6 protein-coding genes are annotated in these 13369 nt (G+C 65.9%); 4 read left to right on the top strand and 2 right to left on the bottom strand.

Annotation, left to right across the window (positions count from 1 at the left end):
* Nucleotides 1-379 precede the first annotated feature (379 nt).
* Both ACLJEU_RS14590 and ACLJEU_RS14585 read left to right on the top strand, forming a co-directional pair.
* Nucleotides 380-2083, top strand: a complete 1704-nt coding sequence (locus ACLJEU_RS14590; RefSeq protein WP_414661858.1) for a hypothetical protein — start codon at nt 380-382, stop codon at nt 2081-2083.
* A 93-nt stretch (nt 2084-2176) separates the two neighbouring features.
* A complete protein-coding gene (locus ACLJEU_RS14585; protein WP_414661715.1) occupies nt 2177-3430 on the top strand; it encodes an MFS transporter in 1254 nt (417 codons plus the stop codon).
* A gap of 503 nt (nt 3431-3933) precedes the next feature.
* On the opposite strand, the gene ACLJEU_RS14580 is transcribed toward ACLJEU_RS14585, so the two are convergent.
* On the bottom strand, nt 3934-8007 hold the full coding sequence (locus ACLJEU_RS14580) for a PAS domain-containing protein (protein WP_414661716.1): 4074 nt from the start codon (nt 8005-8007) through the stop codon (nt 3934-3936).
* 298 nt (nt 8008-8305) lie between these two features.
* Here ACLJEU_RS14580 and ACLJEU_RS14575 point away from each other — a divergent pair, with 298 nt between their 5' ends.
* Together ACLJEU_RS14575 and ACLJEU_RS14570 are read left to right on the top strand one after the other, a co-directional pair.
* Nucleotides 8306-11662: a PAS domain-containing hybrid sensor histidine kinase/response regulator gene (locus ACLJEU_RS14575; RefSeq protein ID WP_414661717.1), complete on the top strand. Its 3357-nt coding sequence runs from the start codon at nt 8306-8308 to the stop codon at nt 11660-11662.
* Between the two features lie 249 nt (nt 11663-11911).
* Nucleotides 11912-12232 carry a hypothetical protein gene (locus tag ACLJEU_RS14570; protein ID WP_414661718.1) on the top strand — a complete coding sequence of 107 codons (321 nt, stop codon included), beginning with the start codon at nt 11912-11914 and terminating at the stop codon, nt 12230-12232.
* Nucleotides 12233-12271: 39 nt separating this feature from the next.
* On the opposite strand, the gene mgrA is transcribed toward ACLJEU_RS14570, so the two are convergent.
* On the bottom strand, nt 12272-13267 hold the full coding sequence (gene mgrA / locus ACLJEU_RS14565) for an L-glyceraldehyde 3-phosphate reductase (RefSeq protein WP_414661719.1): 996 nt from the start codon (nt 13265-13267) through the stop codon (nt 12272-12274).
* Nucleotides 13268-13369 lie beyond the last annotated feature (102 nt).

Below are 13369 nucleotides of genomic sequence, written 5' to 3'. Positions count from 1 at the left end.
AGCCCTCTCTGGCGGGAGGCTGAAAAACCAGGCGCGACCGCGGCGGTCGACGCCTGGTTTTCGCGTTTTCAGGCATCACGTCCTCGTGTCGACGCAAAATCTTGCGCGCACACCAACCGGGCGCAGGCGGCCGGCATCGGAGATCCAGGCGCGGGCTCGCCGCTGCAGAATGTTTCCGTGTAACCAAACGTTTTTCGCCGGGTTCTTCCCGTGCCTGCGACGTGGTCTTGGACCCACGGCGCTCGCGCCGCCCCTCGGGGCGGATTCCCGATGCCAGCCGGTGCACAACCCCGCCCGCGTCGCTCCGTCGTCTGCTTCCGACCGAACACGCTGATCGCCACGAACACCGGGCCTTGAGTCCGAATCGATCTTCCTGGCGATGAAAATCACTTCTCCGACCAAACGCTTTTTCATTTTGCAGCTCGGCTGTGGCTACGAGCGACATCGAGTCGAGGGAACGCCACTCGCTGGCGCTCGTAGCCACCATGATCAGAGAAAAGCAAAAGCCGCCGGTTGCTCGCCTTCAGTCTTCCGGGCGGCGTTGGGCGTTGTTCTGCTGCTGCTCGTGCCGCCGCTGCGCGCGGACGTCGTGCTGGCCTGGAATGAACTGTTGCTGCGCGGATCGGCCACGGCGCCGGATCGTTCGGACCCGCTTGCGGAGGCGCGCGTTTACGCGATGATGCACCGTGCCATGGCGGACGCCGTTGACGCAGCGGGCGGCGTCCGCAACGGCAGCTCGTCCGACCTAGCGGCGCCCCGGGCGGCGGTCGTGGGCGCCGCGCATGAGGTGCTGTCGGCGCTGCGGCCGGGTGGACGCAGTGGCTACGCGGCGCTGGCCGACCGGCTCTTGAGCATGATCCCCGACGGCGTGGAAAAGACGCGGGGCCTCGCGATGGGACGCGAGACGGCGGCGCGGATGGTCAGTGACCGCGCCCGGGACGGCTGGGTCCCCCATGAGTTCGATCAGACTGCGGACGGGCTCGGTCGCATCCCGGTGGATACAGCCGAGACCGCGCTGGCGCGCGGTGACGCGCCGCCGCCGACGCCGTGGGTCCGCGCGGTGCCGTTCCGGTTGAAATCGGTCGCGCAGTTTGCGCCGCGCGAGGTGCGCACGGTGGACCGGACGGGACAGGTGACGAACGAAGTATGGGGTCGTGCCGCCCGGGCGTTCGAAGGTCTTTCGCCCGCAACGGTGTCGATCTCGCTGGATGCGGCGGGTCCATTTGTGGCGTGGAATCACGTGGCCCGCCGGGCTGCCAGTGAACGAAACCTGGATCTGCGGGATCAGGCTCGGCTGCTCGCCGCCTTGAATGTGGCGCTGGCGGACGCCACGATCGCGGCGCTGCATTGGCGTCGGACCCTCGCCAGCTGGCGGGTCGTGGTCACCGAGCGGTGGGACGCAGTGCGCGGTGAGCCACCGCAGTCGACGGATGTCCTGGCGGCGATCGACGGTTTGACGGTCGAGCCCGTGCGGCGTGACACGCAGTTCGTGCTGATCCCGCCCACGCCGGATTTCCCTTCGGTGGCGGCGACGCAGGCCGGGGCCGCGCAGGCGGCGCTGGTGGCGCACTTTCGCAGTGATGACGTCGCATTCACGTGGCCGCACGACGATGCGGGCGTCGAGCGGGAATCACCTGCAGCGGGAAGGCGTTTCACACGGATCTCGACGGCGGCGCGCGAGAGGGCGTTGCTGGCGAGCCTCGATGGAAGGCATTCGCGCGAAGCATGTCTTTCCGGATACGTCCTGGGTCTGGAGATCGGGCGCTATTGCTCCCGGGGGGGCGAGGTAGAAAGGGAAGGCGCGTTCACCGCGCCCGGGCGCGGCCGGAAGGAACCGGTTTCCCGGCGGAAGGGTGGGGCGAAACGAAACTGCCGCGGCCGAACCGCTCTGGCTTGCATGTGCCCGGGGCGTGTGACTTCTTGGCAGCGATTTGCTCGTTTCCCCCATGGCATTTCCCACCTGTATGAAGGCGCTGCGCGACCTTGCCGCGGGCGTCGACCTGTCCGGATTCCGCCAGATGGAGCGGGCGAAACGACGGAGTTCGCCGGTCGTTCTCCTCGCAGGACCGGCTACTGGCGATGAATTCATGCCGCCTTGCACTGTTTGTGCTACCGGTCGACGTGACGCCCGGTAGCGCGTCTTTTTTCAAACCCCGTTCCCACCCACCTCCCCATCATGGAAAAAAAAGAACCAAACAAGAAGCAGCTCTATGCCGTCCTCGTGGCCGCGTTTCTCGGCTGGATGTTCGACGGCATGGAAATGGGCATCTTCCCGCTGATTGCGCGCCCGGCGTTGTTGCAGATGCAACAGGCGCAGGGGATGCAGCTGACCGATGCGTTCGTTGGCCAGTGGATGGCCTACGCGACGGCGGCCTTCCTGGTGGGGGCGGCGCTGGGCGGAGTCATCTTCGGGTGGCTGGGGGACAAGGTCGGGCGGGTACGAGCGATGGCGGTGAGCATTCTCGTGTATTCGCTTTTCACCGGACTCATCTATTTCGCGAGCGAACCGTGGCACCTCTGCGTCTGCCGCTTCATCGCCGCACTCGGCATGGGCGGCGAGTGGTCGCTCGGCGTGGCGCTGGTCATGGAAGTCTGGCCCGAAAAACACCGTCCGCTCATGGCCGGCATCATCGGCGCGGCGGCGAACGTCGGCTTTGCCGGCATCGCCGTGCTGGGCATGTTTTTCAAGGTGACGGTGGACTCGTGGCGCTGGGTGGCCCTCGTCGGCGCGGCGCCGGCGGCCCTCACGTTCATCATGCGGCTCTTCGTGCCGGAGTCGGAAAAATGGCAGGACTCGGTCAAGTCGGCACCGGTCAACTCGAGTCCGCTCCGCGAGATTTTCACCCCGCCGCTGCTGAAGTGGACGCTCATCGCGACGGCCCTGTCGTCGGTGGCCTTGATCGGCACCTGGGGTTCGGTGCAGTGGTTGCCGCTCTGGGCGGACAAGATGGCGCCCGGTGATCCGATGGCGAAGGCTTACACGCAGGCGGCGTCGGCGTTCGGAGCAATCGTCGGCTGTCTGGCCGGCGCGTGGGTCGGCGGATTCTTCGGCCGGCGTCTCATGTATTTCATGCTGTGTCTGGGTTCGCTGCTCACGTGTGCGTGGCTCTTCCGTGGCATCGACAGCTATGGCGCAAACTTCCTTGCGCTGACGTTTGTAGTCGGCGGTTTTACCGCGACGTTCTACGGCTGGCTGCCGTTGTATCTGCCCGAGTTGTTTCCGACGCGGGTGCGCGCGACCGGACAGGGATTGGCGTTCAACGCCGGGCGCATTCTCGCCGCAGTCGGCGCGCTGCAGATGGGCGTTCTGATGCAGTCCTTCGATGGCAGCTACGCGAAGGCCGGGGCGATCATCACGCTCGTGTACGCGATCGGCCTCGTCATCGTGTGGTTCGCACCCGAGACGAAGGGCAAGCCGCTGCCAGCTTGAGCCGACTCATGCATGAGAGAGTTGAGCGCTGAGCCGGAGCCATGCGGTTGAAAAGTGAAAGTTGAAGGTTGAAAGCGCCCAATCACCCAGCAGCAGCCAATCGTCCTGGAGTGCGGGCAGGTTTCCACCGACTGGTGCGTGACGGAATTCGAGCCCAATCGACGGAGTGGATACGATGTCCTGAATACACCCGTCTGTTTCCGGTTCTTTCACCTTTCAACCTTCAACTGCATGAGTCCGGCTGAGAGTTATGAGTAGTACCAATCGCTCCTTGCTTTTGGATTTCTGGATCGATCGTGGCTACGAACGCCAGCGAGTGGTCGTTCGGCCACTCGCTGGCGCTCGTAGCCACGGCTAAAGTCCAAAGGCAGCGAGCGATTGGTATAAAACCAAGCGGTGACTGCTCATCGACCGCGGATGGCGCTGATACTCTGTGTATCCGCCCCATCCGCGTTTTCCGCGGTCAAACTCTGATCCTCGCTGCGAGCGGCGATGGCGCCGCTTCAGCTGATCTTCGCGACCGGATGCAACGCACGGTGCACGGCGTGCAGGAGCTCGTCGGTGGTGAACGGTTTTCCGAGCAACTCGACCTGGCCGAGATCGTCGAGGGCCTGCGGTGAGATTTTGGAAAAGTAACCCGACATGATCACGACCGGCAGATCCGGGCGGCGCCGGCGCAGGGTGGTGGCGAGCTCGGTGCCCTGCATGCCGGGCATCGTTTGGTCGGTGATCAGGACGGAGCACTGGTCGAGATTGGATTCGAGTTCGGCGAGGCACTTCTCCGCCGATGCGAACACGAGGGAATGATAGCCCTTGTTGGCGAGCACGAGTTTCGTGCAGCTGCCGACGACTTCCTCGTCATCGACCACGCAGACATATTCGCCGCCGCCGCGCGGGGCGGTTTCCATCGTGAGATCGGTCGGCTCCGTCTCCGTCTCGGCCTTCGCGGCCGGCAGGTAGATGTGGAACGTCGAACCCTGGCCGGGCGCGCTCTCCACGTCGATGGCGCCGCGATGGGAACGCACGATGCCGTGCACGACCGCGAGCCCGAGTCCGGTGCCTTCGCGCGTGTTCTTTGTGGTGAAGAAAGGATCGAAGATCCGGCGGCGGGTCGCCTCATCCATGCCGTGGCCCGTGTCGCTGATCGACAGTCGCACATAACTGCTCGCGGGCGAATTCCCGAGGGTGAGCGCGAGATCGGGTGTCACTTCCGTGGGCTCGATCGCGATCTTCAAGTGGCCGCCGTGCTGGCGCATGGCGTGCGCGGCGTTCGATCCAAGGTTCAGGATCAATTGGTGGATCTGGGTCGCGTCCGCGAGGACCGAGCCGCAGTTCGGGGCGAACGCCACATCGATCGTGATGTTGGACGGCAGGGTGGCGCGCAGGAATCGACGCGCCTCTTCGACGACGAGCGGCAGGTCGATCGGATCGTAAACCGCCCCACCGGTCTGCCGGCCGAACGTCAGAATCTGTTCGACGAGTTCACGGGCGCGGAGGCTCGCGTTGCGCGCTTCGACGAGGCAGGTGCGCGCCGGGTGATCCTCCGGCAGCGAATCCGCCGCCAGCTCGTGGTAGCCGATGATGCCCGTCAGGAGATTGTTGAAGTCGTGCGCGATGCCGCCCGCGAGCGTGCCGAGCGTTTCCATCTTCTGGGCCTGGAACAGCTGGGTCTCGAGCTGGCGGCGTGCGCCTTCGCTCTCATGGCGCGACGTCACGTCCTGAATCGCGCCGTGCACGTTGAGGGCCCGGCCGCGCATGAACTCGCCGTGACCGAGAATCCGGACCCACAGGCGACGACCACGCGCGGTGATGAACGGCACTTCGATGTCGAACGACGGCGACGCGGGCGTCACGTCGTTGAAGGCCGCCTTGACCGACTCGACGGTGTCGGCGGGATAGAACTGCCACATGCTCTCCATCGTCGGCAGATATGTGTCGTCGACTTCGTGAATTCGGCGCGTGCCGTCGGTCCAGGTCACGCGACGCGTGATCATGTCGAGTTCCCAACCGCCGATCTGGGCGAGGCGGCTGACCTCGCTGGCGAGTTCCTCGGACTTGCGGAGGCGCTGTTCGAGCAGCTTGTGCTCCGTGATGTCGCTGTGCGTGCCGGCCATGCGCAGCGGGCGGCCGTCTTCGGAGCGACGCACGACCTTGCCGCGATCGAGAATCCAGCGCCACGTGCCGTCCTTGGCGCGAAAACGCAGTGCGTGCTGGTAATCCTTCGTCCGCTCCTCGAAGTGTTCGTAGACGGCGGCTTCGGTCCCGGCGAGATCGTCGGGGTGCACGAGGGCATTCCAGGCCGCGATCGTGTCCTCGAGTTCGCCCGGGGCGTAACCCAGCATGCGCGCCCAGCGTTCGTCGTGGAAAATCCGGCCGGTGACGATGTCCCAATCCCACACCGAGTCGTTCGTGCCTTCGATCGCAAGCTGCCAGCGCTGCTCGGCGAGATCGAGCGCCTGGGCCATCTGCTTTTCGTTGGTGACGTCGCGGCTGAGGCCGACGAGCCGCACGGGGTTGCCGCGCTGATCGCGATGGAGATAGCCGTGGGAGTTCGTGTGCCGGATGGTGCCATCCGGGCGGACGATGCGGAAGGAGACGACGTATTCCGGCAGCTCGCCCGCGATGACGCGGCGCATGTTTTCCGCGGCCGCGCCGCGATCCTCGGGGTGAATGCGTTCGAGCCACATCGGACGCGAGTCGTCGAATTCAGCGCGAGTCATACCGAACATCTCGAGGATGCGATCGTCCCAGATGCGTTTTCCGGTCACGAGGTCGTATTCCCAGACACCGTAGTTTGATGAGCGGAGGGCGAGGCGCAGGCGCTCATACAGCGCCTCCATCTTCTGCGAGCTTTCGCGTTCGGCGGTGATGTCACGCTCGGTACCCGTGATCCGCAGCAGGCGGCCCTGGGCGTCGCGTTGCACGATGGCGCGCGACTGGAGAAAACGCTCGGCGCCGTCGCTGGCGCGCAGGATGCGAAATTCCTGTTCGAAGTGGCTCGAGGACGCCATCGCCGCCTGGATCCGCGCGATCGCGGCGTCGCGATCCTCGGGATGCACCCGGCGTTTCCAGTCCTCTAGGGTGCCCTTGAAATCGTCGGCGTGCACTCCGTAGATCTCGAGCGTGCGCTGATCCCAGATGCTGCGCTGCGTGGCGGCGTCCCATTCCCACACGCCGAGGTGCGCGGCGCGGGCGGCGAGTTCGAAGCGCTGGTTAAGATGTTCGAGCCGGGTCTTGTCCGCGCGCTGCCCGGTGATGTCGGTCTGGTTCGCGATGAAATGCACCAACCGGCCGGACTGATCGCGCACGGGCTGCAGGTCGATGATCTGCCAGAAGGGCGTGCCGCGTTTCGTGTAGTTGAGGATTTCGACGTTGCACGGCTGGCCGTCGCGTTCCGCGGCGCGCAGCTTGGCAATCGTGACGGGATCCGTGCCGGCGCCCTGCAGGAAGTGTCCGGGCTTGCGGCCCTTGATTTCATCGAACTCGTAGCCGGTGACGCGCGTGAACGCCGCGTTGCACCACTCGATGCGGCCGGTGGCGTCGGTGATCACGACGCCGTTGACTGTGTTCTGCGCGACGAGTGCGAGCAGTGCGTTGGAGTCGGCGGCGGCGCGCAGGCTGGCATTGGCCTCCCGCAGTTCGGCCGTGCGGCGCGCGATGGTGTCCTGAAGTTGCGCGGTCTGCTCCTGCAACCGGGCCGTGACCTGCGCGCGGGCCTGTTCCGCCTCTTCACGGCTCTCGCTGATCCCGGCTGTGGTGACCAGGGACAACAGTGCCACCCCGATGCCGCAGAGCATGATGGCAACCACGAAGAGGACGACGCTGTCGGCCAGCGTGACGATCTCGTTCCGCACGAGCCAGGCGAGGATGCCGCTGATCACCAGCGGCACGATCGCGGCGAAGATGAACAATCGGCGGGCCAGCGTACCGATGGTCGAGCGGGCGAACAGCGCGCGCATGTGGGGATCTCCCGGACGGGCCAGCAGCGTGCCGATGCCCAGGACGAGCAGCCCGAGGGCGAGATGACTCGAGAAACGCAGGGGACGGACGATGTCGTCACTCGTGGCGAACTCGACGCCCATCAGGACCGCGGCGCTCAACCCGATGACGAGATTGGCCATCCACGCGGAGATTGGCCATTTGACCGCGCTGCGAGCCTGGCGCAGTCCGACCAACGCGACGGCACTGGCGGCAATGATCAGCGCGGCATGGACCGACATCCGCAGCGGGGTGGAGTCCGCGTCGCTGCGAAGGGCACTGGCAAGAAGGCGATCCAGACCGAGATCGACCTGGAATAATTCGTGGGCGAGGGCGGCGAGCGCAACCAGGAGGGCAATCGCCGCACTGGTTAGCCCGCAACGGCGGGCCAGCGGTGCGGTTCGAAGCTGAAGCCACAGGGAGACGCCTGCCAGCAAGAGACAAAGGGCGGCGTTGGGCGTCATGGGCGCCGAGTTAAGGTGCAGGACGTCCAGCGGGTTCGTATTTTTCATCCACCCGGCGAGGACGACCGCGCCCAAGGCGGCGGTGATCAGGCCTAGCCAGCCCGCGATCCGACGGAGATTATCTTCAAGCACCATGAGGGAGCCGAAACGCCTAAAGTCCGGTCCGGGCGAGGGCAACGGCAATGACGAGTCTATTCTCCGTTGCCGGGGCAAAGTGCCTGATTCTTACCGTCCTGTGACCAAACTGGCGGGGTAAATCGCGACTCATTGGCTAAACTTTGGGCCGCTCGTGACGATATTTTCACGGGTTTATGCGTCCACATCGCGCGGTGCGCCCACAGTGATGCCTTCTGCCAGACACCAAAGTTTCGCCCGAACCCTCCTGCTGCCGGGAGGGGCCTTCATCGCGTTGGGTTGGGGCCTGGGACGTTGGATGCACGGAGCCGCTGGAGTCGGAGGCTCGGTCTGGCCGCTCGCCCTGGCGCTACTGGCCGGACTGGTGGCGGCAGGCGCGGCGTTCACCCTGGGCCGACGCTGGCGGCAGCAGGCGCTGGAACGCGAGGAACAGCTCAATCACAGCATTCTCAGCCACGGCGCCCACAGTGTCATCACGACGGATCCCCGCGGCCGGATCGAAACGTTCAGCTCCGGCGCCGAGCGGCTGCTGGGATTTCAGGCCGCCGAGGTGGTGGGCAGGATGTCGTGCGAAGCCTTTCACGATCCGACCGAGATGGCGGCGCGGGCCGTCGAGCTTGCCCAGGAATTGAAGCGGCCGGTCGCGCCTGGATTCGACGCGCTGGTGGCCAAGGCCGAGGTCAACTCGCACGCCGAGGAGCACGACTGGATTTATCTCCGCCGCGACGGCGCACGGGTGCCGGTGCGTGTATCCGTGACGCCGATGCGCGACCGCCGCGGCCGCACGACCGGCTATCTCGTGATCGCGAGTGACGTCACGCGCCAGCGGCACGCGGAGGAACGCCGGCGCGAGCTCGCCGCGCGCTTCAGCAAGATTGCCGCGCAGGTTCCGGGCATGGTGTTTCAGCTGAAACAATTTCCCGACGGCCGGCGCTGTTTCCCGTTTGCGAGCGAGGGCATCCGGCAAATCTACCGCGTCGAACCCGAGGCGGTGGCCGAGGACTCGGCCGTCATCTGGGATTTGATCCATCCCGAGGATTTTGACCGCGTGGCCGACTCGATCCACCAGTCCGCGCAGGCGCTGGCCCGGTGGGAATGCGAGTACCGGACCCGCTTCGCCGACGGGACCGTGCGCTGGCTGTCGGGCACCGCGATGCCGGAGCGCCAGGAGGACGGTTCCATCCTCTGGCAGGGTTTCATTACCGACGTCACCGATCGCAAGGTGGCCGAACGCACGCACGAGGAGAGCCGCGTGCTGCTGCAAAGTGTGTTCTCGAGCGTGGACCTGGGCGTGTTCGTGGTCGATGTGACGAACGGCGGCGATTTTCGCTTTCTCGAGGTGAATCCCGCGTACGAGCGGCTCACCGGCCTCAATGCCGTCGATATCAGGGGGCGCACGCCGCGCGAGCTCGTGCCGCTCGTGCCGGCGGAGATGGCCGAGTGCCTGCGGGCGAGTTTCCGGCGCGGCGCGGAGTCGTCCGGCCCGATTGAATACGAGGAGCCGTTCTTCGTCCGCGGCCAGCTGGTCTGGTGGCTGACGCGCCTCACGCCGCTCCGCGACTCGGTGGGCAACGTCGTCCGGCTCGTCGGTCGTTCGCTCGACATCACCGAGCGCAAGACGATCGAGCTGCGCTTCCAGTCGCTGACGGAACGTCTCCAGCTCGCCACCGAGGCCGCGCAGGTCGGCATCTGGGATCACGATCTCATTCAGAAACGCACCGTATGGGACAACCGGATGCACGCGCTCTACGGGCTCGCGCCGTCCGCGTTCGACGGCACCGACGAGACCTGGCTCAAGTGCATCCATGCCGACGATCTCAGCCGCGTGGAACGGGAGACAAGCGAGGCGGTCGACGGCGACAAGCCGTTCAACACCTCGTACCGGATCATCCGGCCCGACGGCGAGGAGCGCGAAATCCGCGCCTGCGCGCACGTGCAGCGCAATCCCGCGGGGCGCGCGATCCGCATGGTCGGCGTCAACTGGGACGTCACCGCCGAGCGCCGCGCCCAGGCGGAGATCGTGCGCGCCCGCGACGAGGCCGAGCGCCTCAACGGCCAGCTCGAGAACGCCCTCGGTCGGGCCAACCAGCTGGCGCAGGAGGCCGCCGCGGCCACGGTGGCGAAGTCGGAGTTCCTGGCCAACATGAGCCACGAAATCCGCACGCCGCTGAACGCCGTCATCGGGATGAGCGGGTTGCTGCTGGGCACGGATCTTTCCAAGGAACAGCGGGAGTTTTCCGAAACGATCCGCACCAGCGGCGACGGGCTGCTCGGCCTGCTCAACGACATTCTCGACTACTCGAAGATCGAATCCGGCCGGCTCGACCTGGAGCACCGGCCGTTCGATCTGCGCGAGTGCCTCGAATCGTCGCTCGACGTCCTGGCCGGCCGCGCGGCCGAGAAGAACATCGACCTGCTGTGCGCCATTGATCCCGGTGTGCCGGAGTCGATTGTGGGCGATGACACGCGGCTGCGGCAGGTGCTGGTCAATCTGCTGAGCAACGCAGTGAAGTTCACCGCCAGCGGCCAGGTTTTCCTGTCCGTTGCGGCAGTCGGTCGCGATGCGAAGGGCGCGAGGCTGCGTTTTTCCGTGCACGACTCGGGCATCGGCATTCCGAGCGATCGGATGGACCGGCTTTTCAAGACCTTCAGCCAGGTCGACGCCTCGACCACGCGTCAGTTCGGCGGCACCGGTCTCGGTCTCGCGATCTGCAAACGGCTCGTCGAACTGATGGGCGGCCGCATCTGGGCCGAGAGTGCGATCGGCAACGGCAGCGTGTTCCATTTTGAAGTGACGGCCGATCCCCTCGCACTCGAAAAACCCTTTGTCACCGCCGTCTCACCCGTGCTGGCCAGCCGGCGCGTTCTCATCGTCGACGACAACGCGACCAGCTGCCGCGTGCTCGCGCAGCAGGCCGAGGCGTGGGGCATGACGTCCCGGGCGGTGTCCTCGGGCGTCGAGGCGCTGGCGCTGCTCGAGCAGGAGAGCACCTTCGATCTGGCTTTCGTGGATGCGGAGATGCCGGGGATGAGTGGGCCGGAACTGGTCGCAGTGATTCGTCGCACCCGTTCCGCGATGCAGCTGCCGGTGATTATGCTGACCCGGCGTGGTCGATTGCGCGTGGCGGACGAACTCGCGATCGCGGGATTTGCGAGCAAGCCGGTGAAGACCTCCGTGCTGTACGATCTCTGTGTCGAGGTGCTGCACGGTCGCAAGGTGCGCGCCCCGTCCGTGATCCCGGACAACGTCGTCATGGGCGAGGAGCACCCGCTCGCGATCCTGCTCGCCGAGGACAATCCGGTGAACCAGCGCGTGGCGACGCTGATGCTCCAGCGGCTCGGCTACCGCGCCGATATCGCCGCCAATGGCCGCGAGGCGCTCGAGGCGGTGGAGCGCCAGCGCTATGATCTCATTTTGATGGATGTGCAGATGCCGGAGATGGACGGACTGCAGGCGGCCCGCGAAATCCGCGCGCGCTTTCCGGCAGGACGCCGTCCGCGGATCGTCGCGATGACCGCGAACGCCTCGACGGCGGATCGCGACGAGTGCTTTGCCGCCGGCATGGACGACTTTCTGACGAAGCCGGTGCGCAACGCGGATCTCCGCAAGGCGATTCAGGCGACGCCCGTGCGGATGGTGGCCACGGCCGCCTGAGTGCGGTGGCGCGGCTGCGCGCGCGCTGTAAGTCAGCCAAGGAGCTCCCGCGAATCACGCGAAGGGACGCGAATGCAACCGCAGAAGTCAGTCCAGCCACGCCGCATGGACGTTCACCGTGTGGCGAGTGCCCAGTTCACTGTATTCTCATTCGTGGCCGTTCGCGTGATTCGCGGGCAAGGGCGATGTCCCGACTGAGATCTGGCGTTTCCCGCGTCACGCCTTACGCTGCGGATCACCGCCACTGCCATGTTCTACGCCGCCAAAGACATGATGGCCGCCAAGGCCGCCAAGACGTATCTCAACAACGTGATCAAAGCGTACGGCCGGGTCGAGGAGCTCATCGTCGATTCCAAGCGCCGCCGCATCGAACTCTCGTGTCAGCTCGAAGGTGAGGTCAGTCTCATCGGCGTGACGATCGAGCAGTACCGGCTCGAACGCCGGGACGAAAAGACCTTCGTCGCGGTCGTCGCGAGCTCGGCGACGCGTCCCTGGATGCAGGCGGCGATGCGCCAGCATCTGCACGGGCGGGAATTCGAGCTGCCTTCCTGGGCCGCGGCGGTGCTGTGAGAGAGAGCACGCGCGGCGCGCCGTGTCTCCAGTCCGCGGTTACGCGGCGAGAATGCGATCGATCTGCTGCAGTTCGTCGGGGCCGAACGCTGGCGACTGGAGGGCGGCGAGGTTTTCCTCGACCTGCGCGACCTTGCTGGCCCCGATCAGCGCCGACGTGATGGCCGGCTGACGCAGCACCCAGGCGAGCGACATCTGGGCGAGCGACTGGCCGCGCTTGCGGGCGAGAGCGTCGAGCTGGCGGATACGGCTGAGCTTGTCCGGCGTGATGTGCTCGGGCTTGAGAAAACGCGGATCGTGGGCGGCGCGGGAGTCCGCAGGAATGCCGGCGAGGTAGCGGTTCGTCAGCAGGCCCTGGGCGAGCGGACAGAACGCGATCCCGCCGATGCCCTCGTTGACCAGCACTTTGGTCAGGCCGCGTTCGATCCAGCGCTCGAAGAGATGATATTTCGGCTGGTGAATGAGACACGGCGTGCCGAGCTCGCGCAGCAATTTTGCGGCGCGCGTCGTTTGCTCGGCGCTGTAATTCGAAAGCCCGGCGTACAGGGCCTTGCCGGAACGCACGGCGTGGGCGAGGGCGCCCATCGTCTCCTCGAGCGGGGTCTCGGGATCGGGCCGGTGCGAGTAAAAGATATCGACATGATCGAGCTGCATCCGGCGCAGGCTCTGGTCGAGGGAACTGAGCAGATATTTGCGCGAGCCCCAGTCGCCATAGGGACCGTCCCACATGGTGTAGCCGGCCTTGGTGGAAATGATCAGTTCGTCGCGATGGGCGGCGAGATCGGCGTGGAGGATGCGCCCGAAGGTTTCCTCCGCGGAGCCGGGGGGCGGACCGTAGTTGTTCGCGAGATCAAAGTGGGTGATGCCGAGATCGAACGAGCGCAGCACGAGAGCGCGGCTGTTGGAGAAATCGTCCACCGCGCCGAAATTGTGCCAGAGACCGAGCGAGAGCGCCGGCAGTTTGAGGCCGCTGCGGCCGCAGCGCCGGTAGAGGGACGGATTCGCGTAGCGGGTGGGGGCGGGAACGTGGGACATGGTGGAAGCGCGGGCGTTTTTATCGCCCGAAAACCAATGCGCACCCGACGCGCGCGCTCCGAGCACAAAAAAACCCGCCGGCGGACCGGCGGGTTGAACTCA

The sequence above is a fragment of the Terrisphaera buseokensis genome (assembly GCF_047521145.2).
GTDB lineage: Bacteria > Verrucomicrobiota > Verrucomicrobiia > Opitutales > Opitutaceae > ER46.
Note: the sequence above shows the minus strand (reverse complement) of the source record. Positions and strands in the feature narration are given on the sequence as shown.